The sequence below is a fragment of the Pedobacter petrophilus genome, from assembly GCF_009674725.1.
In the GTDB taxonomy this organism is placed as follows: domain Bacteria; phylum Bacteroidota; class Bacteroidia; order Sphingobacteriales; family Sphingobacteriaceae; genus Pedobacter; species Pedobacter petrophilus.
Map to the genome: position 1 here is coordinate 55,103 of NZ_WKKH01000025.1, position 21,258 is coordinate 76,360.

15 protein-coding genes are annotated in these 21,258 nt (G+C 37.7%); 8 read left to right on the forward strand and 7 right to left on the reverse strand.

Annotated features, from left to right (window positions below; genetic code table 11):
- Positions 1 to 66 precede the first annotated feature (66 nt).
- The 4 genes from GJU39_RS15360 to GJU39_RS15375 all read left to right on the forward strand — a co-directional run bounded on the left by GJU39_RS15360 (position 67) and on the right by GJU39_RS15375 (position 3,935).
- Positions 67 to 2,451: a S9 family peptidase gene (locus tag GJU39_RS15360; protein WP_167515703.1), complete on the forward strand. Its 2,385-nt coding sequence runs from the start codon at positions 67 to 69 to the stop codon at positions 2,449 to 2,451.
- Between the two features lie 276 nt (positions 2,452 to 2,727).
- Positions 2,728 to 3,360, forward strand: coding sequence for a peroxiredoxin (locus GJU39_RS15365; RefSeq protein WP_154281866.1), 633 nt, complete (start codon positions 2,728 to 2,730; stop codon positions 3,358 to 3,360).
- Positions 3,361 to 3,378: 18 nt separating this feature from the next.
- The gene (locus GJU39_RS15370; RefSeq protein ID WP_121949273.1) at positions 3,379 to 3,687 is read left to right on the forward strand and encodes a thioredoxin family protein; all 309 of its coding nucleotides are present in this window, start codon (positions 3,379 to 3,381) and stop codon (positions 3,685 to 3,687) included.
- Positions 3,687 to 3,935 (forward strand): DUF6952 family protein, encoded by a 249-nt coding sequence (locus GJU39_RS15375; RefSeq protein WP_109928908.1) that lies wholly within the window; start codon positions 3,687 to 3,689, stop codon positions 3,933 to 3,935. The genes GJU39_RS15370 and GJU39_RS15375 overlap by 1 nt, the downstream gene beginning before the upstream one ends.
- 195 nt (positions 3,936 to 4,130) lie before the next feature.
- Here GJU39_RS15375 and GJU39_RS15380 read toward each other — a convergent pair whose 3' ends face one another.
- From GJU39_RS15380 to GJU39_RS15400, 5 genes are all read right to left on the reverse strand, one after another.
- On the reverse strand, positions 4,131 to 6,716 hold the full coding sequence (locus GJU39_RS15380) for a phosphoenolpyruvate carboxylase (RefSeq protein WP_154281867.1): 2,586 nt from the start codon (positions 6,714 to 6,716) through the stop codon (positions 4,131 to 4,133).
- A gap of 260 nt (positions 6,717 to 6,976) precedes the next feature.
- Entirely contained in the window at positions 6,977 to 8,524 is a 1,548-nt protein-coding gene (locus GJU39_RS15385) for a DHA2 family efflux MFS transporter permease subunit (RefSeq protein ID WP_154281868.1), read from the reverse strand.
- Between the two features lie 7 nt (positions 8,525 to 8,531).
- The gene (locus GJU39_RS15390; protein WP_154281869.1) at positions 8,532 to 9,569 is read right to left on the reverse strand and encodes an HlyD family secretion protein; all 1,038 of its coding nucleotides are present in this window, start codon (positions 9,567 to 9,569) and stop codon (positions 8,532 to 8,534) included.
- An 8-nt stretch (positions 9,570 to 9,577) separates the two neighbouring features.
- A complete protein-coding gene (locus GJU39_RS15395; protein ID WP_154281870.1) occupies positions 9,578 to 10,897 on the reverse strand; it encodes a TolC family protein in 1,320 nt (439 codons plus the stop codon).
- Positions 10,894 to 11,520, reverse strand: coding sequence for a TetR/AcrR family transcriptional regulator (locus tag GJU39_RS15400; RefSeq protein WP_154281871.1), 627 nt, complete (start codon positions 11,518 to 11,520; stop codon positions 10,894 to 10,896). Before GJU39_RS15400 ends, GJU39_RS15395 begins: the two co-directional genes overlap by 4 nt.
- Before the next feature lie 269 nt (positions 11,521 to 11,789).
- Between GJU39_RS15400 and GJU39_RS15405 the strand changes: the two genes are divergently transcribed.
- Positions 11,790 to 11,975, forward strand: a complete 186-nt coding sequence (locus GJU39_RS15405) for a hypothetical protein (protein WP_154281872.1) — start codon at positions 11,790 to 11,792, stop codon at positions 11,973 to 11,975.
- A gap of 50 nt (positions 11,976 to 12,025) precedes the next feature.
- A complete protein-coding gene (locus tag GJU39_RS15410) occupies positions 12,026 to 12,598 on the forward strand; it encodes a DUF2911 domain-containing protein (RefSeq protein ID WP_154281873.1) in 573 nt (190 codons plus the stop codon).
- An 18-nt stretch (positions 12,599 to 12,616) separates the two neighbouring features.
- On the opposite strand, the gene GJU39_RS15415 is transcribed toward GJU39_RS15410, so the two are convergent.
- Positions 12,617 to 14,989: a phosphocholine-specific phospholipase C gene (locus GJU39_RS15415; RefSeq protein ID WP_154281874.1), complete on the reverse strand. Its 2,373-nt coding sequence runs from the start codon at positions 14,987 to 14,989 to the stop codon at positions 12,617 to 12,619.
- Positions 14,990 to 15,006: 17 nt separating this feature from the next.
- The gene (locus tag GJU39_RS15420) at positions 15,007 to 16,509 is read right to left on the reverse strand and encodes a glycerophosphodiester phosphodiesterase family protein (RefSeq protein WP_154281875.1); all 1,503 of its coding nucleotides are present in this window, start codon (positions 16,507 to 16,509) and stop codon (positions 15,007 to 15,009) included.
- Between the two features lie 571 nt (positions 16,510 to 17,080).
- Between GJU39_RS15420 and GJU39_RS15425 the strand changes: the two genes are divergently transcribed.
- Positions 17,081 to 20,443 carry a DUF4175 family protein gene (locus GJU39_RS15425; RefSeq protein WP_245227935.1) on the forward strand — a complete coding sequence of 1,121 codons (3,363 nt, stop codon included), beginning with the start codon at positions 17,081 to 17,083 and terminating at the stop codon, positions 20,441 to 20,443.
- 132 nt (positions 20,444 to 20,575) lie between these two features.
- Positions 20,576 to 21,013 carry an rRNA maturation RNase YbeY gene (ybeY, locus tag GJU39_RS15430; RefSeq protein ID WP_154281881.1) on the forward strand — a complete coding sequence of 146 codons (438 nt, stop codon included), beginning with the start codon at positions 20,576 to 20,578 and terminating at the stop codon, positions 21,011 to 21,013.
- Positions 21,014 to 21,258: the final 245 nt, after the last annotated feature.

The following is a 21,258-nucleotide window of genomic DNA, read 5'->3' on the forward strand; positions in this document are numbered from 1 at the left end:
AACATTTCCATTTCCTTGGCTATTTAGTTTGCGCATTATCTAAATTGCGGCATCCAAACTAAATTCATGAAGAAATATCTACTTTTTCTCTTGCTTTGCACGAGCGAATATACCTTTGCACAGCAGATCGGTCCGTTAACTGTCGAAAAAATTATGCGTGACCCAAAATGGATGGGTACTGCACCAAGTAATTTTCGCTGGACAGCTGATAGCAAAACACTTTATTTTAATTGGAACCCCGATAATAAAGCAAAAGAAGACCTTTATAAAATCGCCGGCACGTCTACAAAACCTGTTAAAGCGGTTGAGAAGGAAGACGAGAAACTGCTGGCCTTAAACTACGTTTACAATAAAGATCAATCAGCTGGGCTGGTTGAGAAAAATGGCGATATCTACCTTCAAAATTTCAAAACAAAGAAAGAAACCCGTTTAACCAATACACTGGAAAGAGAAAGCAATCCTGTTTTTTTAGTGAATGGCAATGTGGTATACCAACTAGGAGATAATCTTTTTGAGATAAATTTAAAATCGGCAGAAACGATCCAACTTACCAATTTTGTTAAAGGTAAAAAAGCCGGAAAAGCAGAAACCAAATCGGGTACCGAGCAAGACAAATGGTTAAAGGCTGAGCAAACTGCATTATTTGATATCATCAAAAAAAGAAATGCAGAATCTCGTACGGGTACACGTGGAGGGCGAGGACGGTTTGGTGCACTTTCAGCTGATAGCAAATCGTTAAAGGAATTATATACTGAAGATAAGTTTCTAAATGGAGTTATTATTAGTCCGGATGGGCGTTATATCACCTATAAGCTCACTACTCCTGCCCCAAATAACCACAATACCATTGTTCCCAATTACGTTACGGCTTCTGGTTACACAGAAGATATTCCCGGAAGAACTAAAGTCGGAGAAAATGAAAATTATTCTCAGGGATTTATATACGATACCCAAAGGGATACGGTTTATGCGATTCAAACATCCAGTATTCCCGGCATTAAAGATCTTCCAGATTATTTAAAAGATTATCCTAAAGAACTGGATACATTGAAAAAGAAAAACGCAGATCGTCCTGTTAATTTATTTGGTCCGCTATGGAATGAGAATGGAACTACAGGAATAGTGATCGCTACTTCTCAAGATAATAAAGACCGTTGGATTCTAAAACTGGAAGCATCCACCGGGAAGTTTTCTCTGGTAGATCGCCAGCGGGATGAAGCGTGGATTGGCGGTCCTGGCATTAGTGGGTTTTATCAGGGGAATACTGGCTGGATGGATAATAATCGCTTCTATTACCAAAGTGAAGCAACAGGCTACTCGCATTTATATGTCGTTAATATTTCTACCGGAGCAAAAAAACAATTAACTTCAGGTAAATGGGAAGTTCAATCTGTGCAACTTTCCATAGATAAAAACACCTTCTATTTTAAAGCGAATAAGGAACATCCGGGCATTACTAATTTCTTTAAAATGAGTGTGGATGGTGGTCAGCCTATTCAAATTACCACGATGAAGGGCTTAAATGACATCACCCTTTCTCCTGATGAAAAATATCTTGCCATTAGCTATTCTTATCTGAATAAACCTGGCGAGTTATATCTCCAGCCAAATAAAGCCGGTGCTAAGGCAATAAAAGTCACAGCATCTACCACTACCGAATTTAATTCTTATAAATGGCGTGAACCGGATATGGTCACTTTTAAAAACCGTTATGGTGCTGACGTATATGCCAGGGTTTATAAATCGGAGAAGCCACATCCAAATCATCCGGCCGTTGTTTTCGTACACGGCGCAGGCTATTTACAAAATGTTCACTTTGGTTGGAGTACTTACTTCCGCGAGTTTATGTTTAATAATTTACTGGCGGATAATGGCTACACCGTAATTGATATTGATTATACAGGGAGTTCTGGTTATGGCCGGGATCACAGAACAGGAATTTATCGCCATATGGGCGGTAAAGATTTAACCGATCAGGTTGACGGTGTGAAGCTTCTGGTTCAAAAATATGGCGTAAACCCTAAGCATGTCGGCTTATACGGCGGTTCGTACGGTGGTTTTATTACACTCATGGCCATGTTTAACGAATCTGATGTATTTGCCAGTGGTGCAGCATTACGTTCGGTTACAGATTGGGCACATTACAACCACGGTTATACTTCGAATATCTTAAATGAGCCTTTTAATGACCCAATTGCTTATAAAAGAAGTTCACCTATTTATTTCGCCGACAAACTGAAAGGAAATTTGTTGATGGCGCATGGAATGGTTGATGTGAATGTTCACTTCCAGGATATTGTGCGCATTTCGCAACGATTTATAGAATTGGGTAAAGACAATTGGGAACTGGCAGTTTACCCGGTTGAAGACCATGGCTTTCTGGAGCCGAGCAGCTGGACTGATGAGTATAAAAGGATCTTAAAATTGTATGAGAATACCTTAAAGAAATAGGATTCATTGCCTTTAGTAATTTTTAACATGTTATATAATTTTTTTAGCGCTGAAGTATCTGCACCTTGTTTCCACGCCGGAGCGGAATTAGAGGGGTTGGTTTTCCGCCAGCGATTCATCTTACAAAGTCAAATAGCCAAACACTATACCTTCATATAACATTATAGTTTTTGACTATATCATTATCAATAAATACAATGAACTATTAATAAAGATGGGTTGATTTCGAGATGTTTTAGCTGTACCTTTGTACCATAAAATTAAAGATAAAACAACATGGCTATAGTAGGTAAAAAATTCCCAAGTGTTAGTATTGATGCAATGTCAGATATGGGTGATGACATGAAAATCAATGTATTTGAAGAAGCTGTAAATAAAAACAGTAAAGTATTGTTATTCTGGTATCCAAAAGATTTTACTTTCGTTTGCCCTACAGAATTACACGCTTTCCAGGCTGCTTTACCAGAATTTGAGAAAAGAAATACCATTGTAATTGGTGCTTCTTGCGATACAAATGAAGTTCATTTTGCATGGTTAAATACACCAAAAGATAACGGTGGTATTGAGGGTGTTACTTACCCAATCTTAGCAGATACGCATAGACAATTATCTGGAATTCTTGATATTTTAGATCAGGAAGTTAATTATGATGAAGAAGGAAATGAATCTTTCTCTGGTTCGAATGTTTCTTTCAGAGCTACATATTTAATTGATGAAACTGGTAAAGTTTTCCATGAAAGTGTTAACGATATGCCATTAGGTAGAAACGTTAAAGAATATCTACGTTTAATCGATGCTTACACTCACGTTCAGAAACATGGCGAAGTTTGCCCTGCTAACTGGGAAGAAGGAAAAGAAGCAATGAACGCAAACAGAGATGGTGTTGCAGAATATTTAGCTGCGAACTAATTAAAAATTAAACATATTATGTTTTTAGAATTAACAGAAGATAATCTTCAACAATATTTAGCCGATAACTCAAAAGTTATGGTTCAGTATGCCGCATCCTGGTGTGGTAACTGCAGAATCATGAAACCGAAGTTTAAAAAACTGGCTGCAGAGAATGAAGATGTGGCTTTCTTAATTGTTGATGCTGAGAAACTTCCAAATTCCCGCAAATTTGCAAACGTTGATAATTTACCAACTTTTGCAGCTTTTGAAGGTGGAAACTTGGTAGATCAGGTACAGACCAACAAAGCAGAAGGTTTAGTAGAACTTTTTAATAAAATTAAGTAATGAAGATTCCGGTTATAAGACAATTATTTCAAAACACTACTCCTGCTCAATTGGAAACCACGCTAGAGGTTTTAGAAGCTTTCTGTGAATTCAGAGGGGTTAGTGAGCACGAAGTTGATGTGGCTGGTGAAATGATTACCAATATCTGTGGTGCGCTTGAAGTACACCAGATGGTAAGCGATGGTGCTGTCGAAAAAGATGCATTAAATGCCTTCGGCCAAAAAGTAATGGGCTCGATTGATCGTTAATTACGCAAAGCTTTAATCTGGCTTTAATAAAAAACCGTTGCATCTCTGCAACGGTTTTTTTATTAGGCTTTCTTGCAGTAACGTCATTGCTGAGAAAAGCCTTTTTCATCTGGTGAAAATAGTTTTTTTTCAAAATTTCAGACCTCGCAGGTTTTAAAAACCTGCGAGGTTTATTTGTGAATCTGCGGTTAAATATTAAGCCAAATTCCTGCCTGCATTTACAATCCCAAATACCGTTCTCACTGCTAATTTTTCTAAAGCAGTCTGGTCTTTTTCGTTATGATCATGTTGCAGCTTCTCTAAAGCAAAATGCTGAATCAATACCAAAGGTAAAATGATTCGCTCACGTGTAGCAATCGACTTCTTATCTACCGGATAATTTGCCATTAAGGCATCCTGTCCAGATAGTTTTAAAAGCATCTCCTTCGCTAATTTATATTCTTCATGCAGCTGAGTCCAGAAAGCACCGAACTCTTCATCAGCAGCTAAATGAGCAGTTATCGCGAAATCAGATTTACTCATGCTCATCATGCAGTTATCCACTATCGTTTTTAAATAGTCAGAATCTTCATAAACTTTCACCACTTTATCCCAGTTACCCGCTTTTTCCTGGTTCTTCATTGCCGTACCCATTCCATAAAAACCAGGTACATTTTGTTTTAACATACTCCAGGCTGTTACAAAACTGATCGCCCTCAAATCTTCCAGTTTCATCTCGCCGCCACCGTTTCTTTTTACCGGGCGACTGCTAATATTGGCCTGAGATAATAATTTCAGTGGAGATAGCTTTTCTAAATAGCTTACAAATAATGGGTGTTCACGCAAGTCAACAAAGGCTTTGTAACCATCTTCTGCCATTTCATCAAGCAAGGCTTTGTTTTCAGGATCTAAGAGTACGTTGTGTTTTTCTTTCAAACCAGAAGAAATGCCGGCGTTAATTAATTGCTCAATATTAAATTCTGCACTTTCAACTGAGCCGTATTGTGAACTGATGGTTTGCCCCTGAACGGTTAGCTGCATGTTTTTATTGGCAATTTCTTTCCCCATAGAGGCATAGAAACGGTGTGTTTTACCTCCACCCCTCGCCGGTGGCCCTCCACGGCCATCAAAGAATGCCAGTTGAATATTATGTTTTTTGGCAATAGCTGTTAGTGACGTTTTTCCGTTAAAAATCGACCAGTTAGCCATTAAATAACCACCGTCTTTAGTACTATCAGAATAACCCAGCATGATATCTTGTTTATTGCCGCGGCTTGCTAAATGCGCTTTATAAAACGGATTACTATACAGCTTGTCCATAATATCGGCTGCACCTTTTAAATCATTCACGGTTTCGAAAAGAGGCACAAAATCGATTGTTAGAGAATCTTTACTCCAGCCATTCCATAAGAAAAGTTCGATGAGTTGAAGAATATCTGAAGCCTGCTGACAATTACTGATAATGAAACGGTGACAGGCTTTTTCTCCATTCCGGTTCTGGATTCCCTTTATTTCCCTTATGGTTTGAATCGTATCGTTAATCAGATCATCACCTTCAGCAACATAAACCGGAGTTGCTTCTTTAAACGAAATCAACTGAAGTTTTTCAGCTTCCGAAAGCTGATCATAATTTTCTGGGTAGAGCGATGAAATTGGCTTGTTCTGACGGCAATAAGCATGCACGTTTCTCAACACACGGCTATCCTGACGAATATCAAGCGAGGCGAAATAATTACCATATAAATCAATCTTGCGAATCAAATCATTCACCAGGTCTACAAATAAACCATCATGTTCCGCAAGCAGTGTTTCTTTTATTTGATTCAGATTTTCTTTTAGCTCATCAGAGATATCATACAGCTCGCAAGTTTGATCAAAAGCATTTTTATATAATACATCCTGAAGCTTTGCTATATTTTCCTCTACACCTCTAAACGTAATCCGGCGTTTAATCACCCTAAAATCACGATAGTAACAGCGGAAGAGGATTTGACGCAACATCTTGGAAACTTCAAGAGTGGTATCAGCATGGATGTTTGGATTTCCATCTCTATCACCTCCGGGCCAAAAGCCAAGTTCGAGAATTTTTTTAGTCTCGAGGTTATATTCATCCAGATTCTGGTCAATTTCTTCCTGAATATTTGCCGCAGCGAAGTAAAAAGTATTTTCCAGGAACCAGGCAAGGTTCAAAGCTTCATCAACAGGTGTTGGCGATTTCTTATTAAAAAACGGCGTTTTACCCAATTGCTGCAAAAGCGAATTCATTGAGGTAATGTTATTTTCGCGAATGGCTTTAGTTAGATCGGTAATGATGGCAAGCACATTGCCCGGGTAAAACTGTGTAGGGTGTGCCGTTAAAACCAAACGCAATGATAATTCATCAATCAATTTCTCAATTTTAGAAAGCATTGGCTTATTATCTGCATTCTTTTTCAGAATAAAAGCAAGGGTACTTTGCTCGTCGGTAGTGTTCAGTTTACTAAATGAGGCATCTTCTACCGCATCAAAAAGCACCACCTGACGTTCAATGTATTGGATAAAACGAAAAAGCAGATCGATGATGTCTTTACGATCAGTATAGTTGGTATATTTTGCGAAAAACTCTTCAATTACCTGTGCAGGTTTCTGGCCATTTATGACTCCTTCTTCGCAACTTTTAAAAAACAATGGCAGTAACGTACCGGTATCTTTTATCTTATAAAAAGGAAGCGTTAAAAAAAGACTGTTAAAGAGCTCGAATTTTGAGATTACCTCGTTATTGAAGATAGATTCTCGCTGTGTAGTCAAACGGAGTTTAGGCATAGCTTAAGCAATTGTTTTGGATAGGGTAATACTACAAAAAATGCATAAGTTATTAAAATTCCAGCGCTTACAATTTGGAAAATTGTAGAATAAATTTTAATTTTAAAATCTTATTTGGCTACTTAATAGTGAAGTAAGAATATTTGCAATGTTTAAGGGCATTGCATAGATTGTTAATTTTTTGGGTTAAAACAGCCGATGTATCAAAATACACCGGCTGTTTTTGTTTCTGGCATTATTTAACCAGTTTTTTATAAGTTTTAATGCGCATCAGTAACAATGTTTACATTTTTCTTAAATTTCTGCAGATAAAGCAGCGGAATAGAGAACAACATAATTAAACCTGCAACCCAATAGGCATCATTATAAGTAAGCAACATGGTTTGTTTAATTACAGAACCCTCAATTGCTTTCATTGCCATCAGCTTTGCATCAATAAATGAAGACCCTTTAGCCATAAAGTTATTCACCAAACCATTCACCTTTTGAGTAAATAAAGGGTTATAGTCACTTATATTTGTAAGTAGATTATTCCTGTGGAAGCCAGAACGAATATGGATTAATGTGGTTAAAGCGGCGATACCAAAAGATCCACCCAGCTGCCTGCTCATATTATTCAATCCAGATCCTTGTCCAATCTCTGGCCCTGATAAATCCTGCATGGCTAAAGTAGTTAGTGGCACGAACAGCAAAGCCATTCCAAACCCTCTAATTACCAGTGGCCAAAAGAAATCGCCTGTTCCGGAAGCCAGTGTTGATTTGCTTAACATCCAACAGAAAACGAAGAATAAAAACATCCCTCCGGTAGCCATAAACTGTGCCGGAACACCTTTTTTAAGCATAATCCCAATAAATGGCATCATCATAATGGTACAAATTCCCCCTGCAATAAATAGCTTTCCGGTTTGTAAAGGCGTAAACCCTAATAAGTTTTGCGCAAAAACCGGGAAAACGAATACTGAGCCATACAATCCAAATCCTAAAATAAAAGAAGTAAGCATCCCAATGGAGAAACTTCGCTTCTTCATAATGTTTAAATTTACAATAGGAAATTCGGTAGTTGTTTCTCTCCAGATAAAAAGCAACAAACCAAAAACAGATGCAACAGCCAAGGCTGTAATGTACGGAGTAGAAAACCAATCTTCGCTCTCGCCTTTTTCTAATACCGTTTGCAAGCTTCCAACTGCCACAGCCAGTAAACCAATTCCCCACCAATCAACAGGCTTTCCTTTTCCATCTTTTGGTGTCTCCCGAATAAAGGTTATGGTACAGTATGCGGCGAGTATCCCGACGGGAATATTCACATAGAAAATCCAAGGCCAATCTGCAATTTCAAGAATATAACCTCCTATTGTTGGTCCAACCGTGGGACCAACAACAGCACCTAAACCAAATAATGCTGTCGCAATACCTACATCCTCACGCGGCCAGGTTTCAATTAGAATTGCCTGAGCAGTAGAGATTAATCCTCCGCCGGCTACTCCTTGTAAAATCCTAAACAAAATTAACTCGTTTAAGGATGTTGCGTTTCCGCACAGAAATGAAACCAGTGTAAAAACGATGATAGAGGTTAAGAAATAATTCTTACGCCCGAAACGACTGCCCAACCACCCCGACATTGGCAGGATGATCACATTCGCTACAGCATAACCAGTAGATAACCAGGCCACATCCTCCAGGGTTGCGCCCAGGTTTCCCTGTATTTGAGGAATTGCTACGTTTACGATCGTTGTATCAATCAGCTCCAAAAGCGAAGCTGTGATTACCGTAAAAGTAATAATCCACTTTTTTAAACCTACTTCGGCCATTATAATATTAATTAGTAGAAACGGAAGCTTTAACGCTCATTCCTGGACGTAATTTGGCTAACATTTCTTTTGATGGATGAATTTTAATTTTTACCGGAATACGTTGAACAACTTTAACGAAGTTACCAGTAGCGTTATCTGGCGGCAATAAAGAACCTTTTGCTCCCGTAATTGGCGAGAAGTTATAAACTTCACCCTGAATTTTTTCATCAGGATAAGCATCCACTTCTATTTCAACTTTAGAACCTGTTCTGATTTTCTCTAACTGCGTTTCTTTAAAGTTCGCAGTTACATAAATGCTACCATCGTTTACAATAGAAAACAATGACTGACCAGCCTGAATCAATTGACCTTTTTGAACATTCTTTTTAGATACAATACCGGTTGCCGGTGCTTTAATATCAGTATAAGATAATTGAAGCTTTGCAAAATCGATATCGCTCTGGCGCTGACTAATCACATTGTTGCTTACCGCAAGTTGAGATTGTGTGGTACCCACCTGTTTAACAGCAGCATTGTACTGATCCTGAGCAGCCTGGAAAGCAGCTTCTGCAGATTCCTTTTGCGCCTTAGCCTGATCAAAAGCTTGTTGAGTAATTGATCCGTCTTTTACTAGGTTTGCGTAACGGGCATAGTCTTTATTCGCTAAATTTAATTTAACCCTTGCCGCAGTAACATTTGCTTTCGCGGTACTGGTATTTGCCTGCGTAGCAATAATTTGAGATTGCGCCACACCAACTCCAGCATTAGCACCTTTCTGGCCAGACTGTGCCTGCTCCAGTTTTACTTTATAATCGTTGTCATCAAGCTTAACTAAAACCTGTCCTTCGCTAACACGTGTGTTTTCTTCAAAACTAATATCCTTTACGTAACCGCCAACGCGGGCAACAACAGGACTGATATCGCCATCAATCTGGGCATCATCCGTATCTACGTGCTTGCTATAATAATTCCATTCTACGATACCAAATACGATACCTATTACCAGTAATACCCCTAATATGATTGGTACTACTATATTCTTTTTTTTCTTTTCAGTTGTCATTGCTGTATTTATTGCGTTATTTTTCCTGTTGATTTTAGTAAAGTGTAGTATGCGATACCTGCATCAGCTTTTGCGATTTCGAGATTAATTTTAGCCTGATACAAGAGCGTTTCGGCATCAATTCTATCGGTAACTGAAGCCACATTATTTTTATATTTTGAGGCAAGTAATTTGTCGTTTTCAGTTGCCTGAGCAATTGACGTTTCCAATACCTGAATTTTATTCACAGCAACCTGGTAGGTCTGGAAATTTTTGTTGATATCTGTTTTTACCTGATCCGTTAAAACGTCTTTTTGAAGCGTAATCTCATTTTGCTCAATTTTAGCCTCACTCACTTTATTTTTATTGGTCCAAAGGCTGGCGATGTTCCATGATACCGTTGCACCAATGGTAACAGGCATTAGATATTGATTAACCGGTGGAATGAAACTCCCACTTGGATTAATGTAATAGAGGTTAGCGCCAACAGCTACGGTTGGTAGCGTATTTGCCCTTACAGTTTTAATGTTATAATCTGCAACTTTGTTTCGCACATCAAGTTGTTTCAGCTCCTGGCGATTAGTCATGGCCTGCACGATATATTCATTTAAAGAACCAACAGATTTTAAACCCAGGTTTGGATCGGTAATTTTAACTTCCGTATCCTCAGGAAGGCCCAAAAGGATGTCGAGATTGTAATTGATAATTTTACGGTTGCTTTCGATATCCATTTGGCTCAACGTGATATTTGCCTGCTGCAACTGGAAACGCAACACATCGTTTTTAGTTACAACGCCTTGCTCAAAGAAACGCTGTGCCTGTTTAATCTGAGCAGCAATCGATTCCAGGTTTTGATCAATAACTTTTTTACTTTGCGCTACTTTATACAAAGCATAATAGGTATTGATCACGGCATAGGTAACTTCTTCTTTATTTTTATCGGCATCTAAACGGGCAACATCTGCCAGTAACCTGGTCGATTCTTTTGCGTATTTCAATTTACCGCCACCATAAACCAACTCCTGGATGGCTGCAGTACCTACAAAAGCATCAGCTCTTTTTGGCAATTGCAGAGATGAACCTCCGCCAGGAAGCGTAAATGTTGTTGTTGGAATTTCAGCATGGTTGTAAATGAAGCTGGCATTTGCCGATGGCAGCGCATTATCTTTAACCACCTCAAGCTGTGCAACAGCCTGATCTATTTTGTTCTGAGATAATTTTAAGTTTTTACTATTGGCTATGCCAAGTTCAATTGCCTGGTTAATGTTTAATTCTTTTGAGCTTTGTGCAAATAAAGCCGCTGGAACTAATGATGCCGCAAGCATTAATCTAATTGATTTGGGGATCATTTTTTTGTTGTTAAATAAACTGTTAATAAATCTTGCAGATGAGCCACCGCCCTATCTTTAATCATTTTTTTATCTTTCGGCAGATTTAAATCGAAGTCTGAATCTGGAATAACTTTTGTCGGTGCGATTACGATATTAGTTAATGTGCCCATTATTGTTGCGATAACCATTCTGTTATCAGCCTCTCTAAAACTTCCATCTTTCTGGCCATCAATTAAGATTTTCTCAAATAACTGCATGTTTTGGCTCATGGCATCCTTAATTTTATTATACATTTCAGGGCGCTGGCTTAAAGACAATTCCCGATGCATCATTTTATGGAATGATGGATTCGATAATATACGTGTCGCATATCCTTCAATCACTCTATGTAATTTTTCAACTGCCGAAATTCTATCTTCATTTATGATTTTTAATTGAGAACCAAAAGCCGCCATGCGGTTGTTCATAATCTCAACAAAAACACCTTCCTTCGAACCAAAATAATAATTAATCATCGCCATATTTGCGCCCGATTCCTTTGAAATCTGACGGGTGGAAGTACCCTCATATCCTGTTTCGCAAAACAGTTTTTCGGCTGCATCCAGAATGGCTTGTCTTTTATCTATTTTTTCTACTTTCATTTCTTTTTGATCACGCAAAATTAATCAATCGTTTGATTAATATCCAAATGTTTATATACTTCTTTTACATTATTCTGATAAAGGCCTAATTAATAACAAATAATATTTTTGAAAAATGAAATTTCTGCCTGACAAATATATCAGGAGATAAGATTTTGCTTCGGATTGAAACATGTCAGTTAGCAAACTGTTAATTATTTAAAATTTGACTGCTCATCACAAATTAAAATTTAAAATAAATACTAACTTTGTCTCCAAATATTTAAAAAATGAGTTTACAAGAAAACAGCAGCAATAATTTCAACTGGTTATATTACGCACTAGGATTATTTTTCGGCGTTTTAACTGGGGCAATCATTACTCAAAGTTACATTTTCGCTTCTTTAGGTGGTGTTTTAGGTTTATTAACTGCCGGATTATTTTTAAATGCTATCGTTAAGGGTAGAAAATACTAACCGTAATTACACTTCTATCAGATCCTTTTGGATTAATTAATTCAAAGCAAATGAGAAATATCTTCATGGTTGTTTTCGCTTTGTTGTGCTTTAGTGCAAAAGCCCAGAAGCCTGCTGCTGCTACGGAGGTGAAATTTACTATTGCCGATCCTAGTCCGGCAGATATCCTTTATTTCCCTATCAATGCGCCTAAAGTAAAAGATGGCGAAGTAGTGAAACCAGTTATTAAAATTATTTATTCCCGTCCGCAAAAGAAAGGCAGAGAAATCTTCGGCGTTTTGGAACAATATGGCAAAGTTTGGCGTTTTGGCGCGAATGAAAGTACTGAAATCAGGTTTTTTAAGAAGGTGACTATCGGCGGTAAGAAAATTAAAGCAGGTATTTACAGCTTATTTGCAATCCCGAATAAAGATAAGTGGACGATTATCATAAATAAGCAAACGGATAAATGGGGTGCATTTACCTATGATCAATCGTTGGATGTTACGCGTGTTGATGTCCCTGTTAGAATTCTTTCTAAACCAGTTGAATATTTTTCTTTAACCTTTACACCAACTCCTACTGGTACCAATCTGGTTGCTGGCTGGGATAAAGTGCAAGTTGAACTTCCAATTACCTTTTAAGTCGATTTAATTTTTCTGTTAAACTACACCTCCCATATACGGATCTGTTTCGGTTATTGCTCCGTTTTCTATTTTTCCTGCGTAGCGATGATTGAAAATATCATTACCCATTAGCCTAATACTGAAATCATACCAATTGGCACTTTTAGAAAGATCCAGGGATAATGTTAAAATTGCCTTTGCCTTTAAATGATGTTTTTGCCCGGTCGTTTGGTACTTATTATCCACTATCCGGATATCTATCGCCTTTTCTTCTTTATTTTCAATCCGGAAAATAAGGTTACCTGAAGGTTTTTTACTCATTAATCCAACTTCTTCCGGATAGGCAATGATGTTTATATTTGCATTGTTTTTATTCCCTGCGAAGCGTCTGTAAAAACCATTTGGCCCTGAAACCGTGAAATCATAAGTCTGCTGATCAAAATCGCTGATTTTAATCGTTTCTTGCAATTGATCTCCTGATTTTACTCCATAAGCCCAGATTTTACCTTTATTGCCTTTAAAGCTGGCAATGGTACTCATATTAAATGGCGCTCCTACATTTTCAGTTTGATTTCCGAAAGGTGTTTTAGCAGCTTGAAAAATAATTTCTATATTATCATTCACCACATTTGCATCTACATTAAGTTGATATGGCAATGCACAGGCAGGCTTGGTTCCTTTTTCTTGCCTTGGAGCATAGATAGAAGCCTGAGCAGATACGCTATCAACCTTGTTTATTTTAGATATTTCCGCTATACTTAATGCTGTAGGTTTCGGCTGCGCAGGTTTATTTTTTGCATTGATAATATTTGTAATCACAACTTCTCTTTTTAAAGACGATGGAACTTTAATCTCCTCTCCATGGTATGGCCTGAATACCGAGGTCAGATCGCCGCAGATGGTTCTTCTCCAATCGCTAATGTTATTGCTTTTAATCTGTTTTCCCCTTTTTTTACTCAACCATTTTTCCATAAACAGCAATGAAGAAGTATGGTCGAAAACCTGCGAATTAACAAAACCTCCCCTGCTCCATGGCGATGCAACAACAAATGGTACCCGATAGCCTAAACCAACCGGACTTCCCTTTTTAGCTTCGAAATCTGTTGCATAATTTATTCCGGCAGATACTTTTCCTGAAGACGGATCATTAGGATCTGGTACTACAAACGGGGGTTGATGATCAAAGTAACCGTCATTTTCATCATAGGTTAAAATAAAGATGGTCTTTTTCCAAACCTCGGGATTTTTGGTTAAAATATCTAAGGCTTCACTCACATACCACGTTCCGTAAAGCGGAGAGCTGGTATGGTCTGAAAATTTTTGAGGAGCCACCAGCCAGGAAACCGCAGGTAAGTTTCCACTGTCTACATCTTTTCGAAATTGATGGAAAATATCGCCCTTTGGAATATTTATGGTTTCAGATTTTCCCTGATCATTGGTAAAGGTAAATGGTGCAAGTTCCAGATAATCCTTTTCGCTAATGTTAGTTTGGAAAGCCTTATCAATCAGGTTTTTTTCTCTTTGCGAAAGCTGATCATATTTTGCCTGAACTTCTTCTGCTGATAACGCTGGCTTAACAGTATTATCGCCATTTTTTCTGAAATAAGCAGAAAGCTTAACTTGATGCCTGCTGATGTACTCGACAGGGTTATCTCCGTAATTACCTAGCCAGTCATCCAATTCTCCTTCAGGGAGCTTAGATGTCCAAAGTTCATTTTGATAAATTCTCCACTCTATGCCATTATCTTCCAGCGTTTCCTGGAAAGTTGGCCAGTCTACAAACACATTGTTTTGCGACTCTGCCTGATTATTATCAACTACTGCTATCGGATTGGCGCTTTTCTCCCCACGCACTGTTCCGGTAAAAAAGAATAACCGGTTTGGAGTTGTGCCGGTTAACGAAGAGCAAAAATGCTGGTCGCAAACGGTAAAAGCATCTCCCAAAGCATAGTAAAAAGGAACATCTTGTCTATCATAATAAGCCAATGTCATAGGTGTTTTCACTGGCACCCATTTATCATACTTTCCACCATTTCTGGCAGCAACCTGATCATTCCACGAATGCGGCAAGCCGCCCTGCCAGGTAATTTTCGTTTTATTGATATCTACATGAAAAGGGGCATACGTAAAACCTTGTCCGTCTTTTTGCAGCCAAACCTTATTTCCATCTGGTTGAATGTGCGGATGCGGATCGTTAAACCCACGTACACCTTTCATCGTTCCAAACATGTGATCGAAAGATCGGTTCTCCTGCATCAGGAACACAACATGTTCAGCGTCATAAAAGCTGCTACCTAATTCAGGATTTATAGACAGTGCTTTAATAACCGAAGCGGATGAAATGCTGGCCATACCCGCCGATCCGGCAAATAAAGCAGCTTTTTTAAGAAATGATCTGCGAGAATCCATTAGAATATCGGGGTTGGTTATTTTTGGAAGACCCTAACGTAATCAACTTTCATTGTTGCCGGGAAAACCGAATCATCAACCCCTTTTTTTCCACCCCAGTTTCCGCCAACAGCCATATTTAAAATGAGATGGAAATCCTGGTCAAACGGCCAGTATGCACTCCCTTTTCCGTTGTTTTTAAATGTAAGATACTTTTGATCGTCAATAAAAAAATCGATTTTATCTTTAAACCATTCTACTGCGTAAACATGGTAACCATCGTATGGATTAATTTTTACCCCTTTGCCAACCTGCGTATTTATCATGTGGTTAAACTTTTCCGTATGCACGGTTCCATAGATGCTATCAGGCTCATAACCAACGTGCTCCATAATGTCTATTTCACCACTCTTTGGCCAGTCGCCATATTTCCAGTTGGTAGGTAATGCCCAAATTGCAGGCCATAAGCCCCGGCCTTTTGGTAACATAGCGCGCACTTCAATCCTGCCATATTTAAAATCAAATTTATTTTTTGTTACTAACCTTGCAGATGTGTATTCATTTTTATCCTTCGCTACTTTAAGCGCTGTGATGTTTAAATTTCCTTTAATTACTTTTGCGTTCGATGTATCCGCATCGGTGTAATACTGCAGTTCATTGTTTCCCCAGCCTTTTCCACCAACATCATAACTCCAGTATTTTGCCAAAGCCAAACCCGCATCGTTAAATTCATCACTCCATTTTAATTTCCATCCTGCTGCCAATGGTGTTTTCTTTAACACTTCAAAAAGTAATTCTGGTTCATTCGTGGTGATGTATTCTACCTGATGCGCCAATAACCACTGCATTTCTGGCGCTGTGTTAACTGTCCATGCGTTTACCGTTAAACCAAGCTGATGTGCATTTTCAATCCACCCGTCTTTCTGATAAAAACTGTAATGATAATCTGCACCGGTTAATTTATCTGCCTTAAGTTGCTCAGCATTGATTTCTCCCCGTAAATAAGCCACTTTAGCTTTCGGCAACAATTCTACAACGCGCTTACAATAATCATAATCAAAACTGATGTATTCTGTCCATTCCAGCATGCCCAGTTTTTTTACCCTTTCTATACTGGCATTGGTCAACTCAATTCCACGTTCTTTACTAATTAATGAAGGTTTGATCTCTAAAATCAATTTAGTTTTATTTTGCTTTTTTCCTTCAAGCAAATAATTTTCAAGTGTTGGAATTTTTTCACCGTTAGTCATGGTTTTAGTTAACAGATCGGCATAGTTAACCTTTTCGATGGTTAAGCCTTGAAATTCCGGATCGTGATTAACAACCAAAACCTTATCTAAAGTCATCCATACATCAAACTCTGAACCATAACAGCCTAAGCGTACGGCTTCATTAAGGGATGCAAGGGAGTTTTCGGGAAATTTATTTTTTTTCCATGCCCCCCGATGAGCAATAACCTGGTTTTTATTCCAATTAAATTTTTGAGCGAACGAAGCTGTGAAAATGAAAACCATAAAGGTTGATATAAATAATCGTTTCATGTTTTGGTTTTTTACGAAAAGGCAAAAGTAGATGTTTCGAACAAGATCAATTTAAAATCCATGTAACCTTTATATTAAGTTAATCAAGATAGAAAATCTTAGCTTAATATGCGCTTAATTGTTTATCCCTTTAGTTGCCATCGGCTAAAGCCAGACGACAATGATTGAATTTGCAAATTGCATTTCATTGCAGGCTGCTTTAGCGGCCTGCACTTATTCAATTCAGCTTATACAAAATGGCAAAGCATTAATTTTAAGCCATCGGCTGAAGCAGATGGCAATGATTGGATGGCATTTTGCATTTCATTGCAGGCTGCTTTAGCGGCCTGCACCTATTCAATTTAGCTTATACAAAAATGGTAAAGCATTAATTTTAAGCCATCGGCTGAAGCCAGACGGCAATGATTGGAATGCGCATTGCATTTCATTGCAGGCTGCTTTAGCGGCCTGCACCTATTTCCAATTTCTCTTTATATAAAATGACAATACCTCTAATTCGAAGGTCTTTTGCTAATCCAAGATGGCAATGACCATTTATTAAGCAATTTGAAATAAACCCGTTACCTTGAAGATGGTTCTTTTAATTAACGGGAACAATTTTTACATTTACTGTGATATGGTGAGCAATAACTACGATGATTTACTAAAAAAGATAGATGAATTTATTCGTAAATTTTATTTAAATAAGATTTTACGGGGAAGCATTTATGTTGCTGCCACCCTCCTTGCCCTGTATTTACTCGTATTTTTAACCCTGTATTACCTTACCCCAACAGCTGGCTTTAAGACAGTCGTATTCTTTTCCTACGTTCTGATTGGGATTTTACTTATTGGTTTCTTAATTATTAAACCGCTGCTTTCTATGTTGAAGTTAGGTAAACACCTCTCATTCGATGAGGCTTCGGTAATTATTGGAAATCATTTTCATGATATTAAAGACAAATTGCTAAATACACTCCAATTACATCAACTATCTGCACAACAACCTGGAAATAATCAACTAATTCTGGCCAGTATCGATCAAAAAATCCTGGAACTGAAACCCGTTCCCTTTTACACCGCCGTCCGCATTGATGATAACAAGAAGTACCTCAAATACCTCTTGTTTCCGTTAGCTATCATTTTGCTTATTGCCATTATTGCACCCGCTATTTTGAAAGATGGAACCACTAGCTTCTTAAAATATGATGAATATATCGCTCCAAAGGCTCCTTTTAGCTTCGAATTAAGAAATAAAACCTTAACTGTTACGCAAGGCGATGACCTTACTCTCCTGTTAAGGCTTAAAGGCGATGAACTTCCGGCAGATGTTTATGTAGAAGATGAAAAAAATACCTATAAATTAGAAAGAGAGCAAATCACCAATTTTAAATACACTTTTAAGAATATACAAAAGGATAAAAAACTCATTTTTAAGGGTGGGGGGTTTAGCTCATCTCCATTTGTAATCAGCGTAAAACCCCGTCCGGAACTTTTGAGTGCAACAGCTACACTGAACTACCCCGGCTATTTAGGTAAAAAAAATGAAGTGGTTTCTAATGTTGGAGATATGCTTTTACCAGAAGGAACACGGGTAACATGGAACTTCAAAACGGGTAAAAGCAATGCGCTGCTTTTCATTTTAAACGGCATTGAAAATATATTGAAAGTGACTGAAGATGCGTCGGCATTTAGCGCCACTATTAAGAACAGCTCGAAGTACAGTATCACTCCTAAAAACGATTTTGTTACGATAAAAGATTCTCTCTCCCATCAAATTACAGTAATTAAAGATCAATCGCCTGGTATTATTGTTGGAGAAAAGGCAGATTCGATCAGTAATAAAGCATTATATTTTAGTGGTCAGGTAACTGATGATTACGGCTTCAGCAGATTGAGTTTCAAATATAACATCAAGGAAAATAATAAGTTAATTAGCTCTGTAACCAAAAATATCTCAATAAAAAGCAATGCTTTAGAAAATCCATTTTTCTATTTCTGGGATCTCAAAACAGTATCAGTAAAGCCGGGACAAGATATAGAATACTATTTTGAAGTAGCTGATAACGATGGTGTTAATGGGGCAAAGATTACCCGATCGGAAATTAAGATCTTCAAATCGCCAACTAAAAAAGAAACAGCAGAACAGGTAAATGCCAACAGTCAGGCACTTAAGCAAAAAGTTCAGTCGGCTATCCGTTTAGCCAGTACTATTGAAAAGGAAAGTAAAAAGGTTGCTGAAAGTTTAATCGATAAAAAACAGATTTCCTTCGAAGATAAAAAACAGATCGAAGCGCTTTTGGATAAACAAAAACAGTTAGATGAGGCAGTAAAAGAGATTAAAGATCAGAACGATAAAAATATTCAGCAACAAGAAGACCAGAAGCAAACCGAAGAACTTTTAGAAAAGCAAAAACAGATTAAAGATTTGTTCGATAATGTGCTAGATGACAAGACTAAAGAACTTCTGCAGAAGCTTCAAAATCTGATGAATGAGAAAAATAAAGATCAAACTCAGAATGAGCTTTCTAAAATGCAGCTGGATAATAAAACGTTAAAAAATGAACTAGACAGGATTTTGGAATTGTACAAACAACTTGAATTTGAGCAAAATCTTCAAAATGATATAGACCGTTTAAATGAATTGGCTAAAGAGCAGAAAGATTTGAGCAAAGAAACCGCTGGTAAAAAACAAGATAATGAGTCGCTTAAACAAAAACAGGATGCCCTCAACAAGGAAATGAAGGATCTGAAGGATGATTTAAAGAAACTTGAGGAGAAAAATCAGTCCTTAGAAAAGCCAAACCCATTTGAAAACCCTGAAAAAGATGTTCAGGATATTCAAAAGAATCAGCAGGATAGCAAAGAAGCACTTGACAAAGAAGATGCTAAGGGAGCCAGTCAGAAACAACAGAAAGCCGGCGAGGAAATGGAGAAGCTTTCTAAAAAGATGAATGAAATGCAGCAGCAAGGTGAGGAAATGGAAAATAACCTGAATGCTAAAGAATTGCGCCGTCTTTTAGAAAACTTATTGAATACCTCATTTGAACAAGAGAAAGTGATGCTTACGCTTAAAAAAATGAACCAGGCCGATCCTTCATATACCACTAATGTTCAAAAACAGCGGGCCATAAAAGATAACCTGAAAACCATTGCAGATAGCTTGTATAGTTTGAGTAAACGTGTACCTCAGATAGAATCTACAGTAAATGAGGAGATGAATAAAATAAACTTTAATCTGGATAAGAGTTTAGAAAGTCTGGGGGAACGAAGAACACCCGATGCAAATCGTTATCAGCAATTTACCATGACATCAATTAATAATCTTTCGTTAATGTTAAGTGAAGCATTGAGCCAGTTGCAGAATATGAGTAAAAACTCAAAAGGAGGCAGTGGTAAGAAGCAGAAGCAAGGAATGAAGCAGCTTTCGCAAATGCAGGATCAGTTGAATAAGAGCATGCAAAAGGCCCGCGAGCAGATGCAGAAATCCGGAGGTAACCAGGGTACTGTTGGAAAGGGACAAATGAGCCAGGAGTTCGGGAAAATGGCCCAACAACAGCAGATGATTCGCCAGGCTTTGGAAAAAATCAACCGGGAAGAAAATAAAGATGGCTCTGGAAAGTTGGGAAACCTGAATGAAGCCATTAAAGAGATGAAAAAGACAGAGAGCGATTTGGTTAACAAACGTCTGCAACAGGAAACCCTGAACCGGCAAAAAGAACTGTTAACTAAATTATTGAACGCTGAAAAAGCAGAGCGCGATCAGGATGAAGATAGTAAACGCGAGAGTAAAGCTGCTAAAGAATTTCCGCCTTCTTATCAAAAAATGATCCAGCAGTATAATCAAAAGCAAAAAAATGGAGATGATATGTTGCAGAAATTGCCCCCATCACTAAATTATTATTACAAAAATAAAATTGCCGAATACCTGAAAGGGTTGAATATGGTAAGATAATACATTCTTTATTAACTGACATAATTTGACGTGTGTGAGTTCGTTACTTGCGATCGAAATAAATTGAGTGCAACGACTGCTATCTCTCGCTTAACTTTATTTACTAAATTTGCAGCATTAAATCATTCAAAAATGCCTGCAATTTCCTTTTTTACTGAATCCATCAGCTATAATCTTCCTAAAAAACTTAAGGTTAAAAAATGGATTAAAGCAACTATTGAAAAAGAAGGTTTCAAGTTACAGGAACTAAATTTTATTTTTTGCAGCGATGAATACCTTCTTGGTATTAATCAACAGTACCTCAACCATGATACTTATACAGATATCATTACTTTCGATAACTCAGAAGATGATAAAAAAATTGTTAGCGATATTTTTATCAGCATTGAACGGGTACAGGAGAATGCTGAAACATTTAAAACAAATGATTTTGATGAGGTATGCCGCATTATGATCCACGGAACGCTACATCTATTAGGTTACAAAGACAAAGGCAAGGTAGCTAAAGCGTTAATGACTCAAAAAGAAGATGAGTATTTGGCGTGTAGGACTGAAGTAGGATTAGTTTAATTCCATCATTTAGACCGTAGTGCAGAATCTCTGTTCTTTATTTTAGATAAGGTTAAAAGATATCTTAGTTGCGTTACGCTACACTCGAAATGACGACAGATATAGCAACCATAACCTAACTACCACAGAAAAATAAACCTAAGGGATTGCTGCGGAAACCAAAAGCTTGAGATTGTAAAATGAACTGTGTCAGTTAAGGAATTAAGAATTTGATTTTTTAACTTTATGATACAGATTATGAGTGA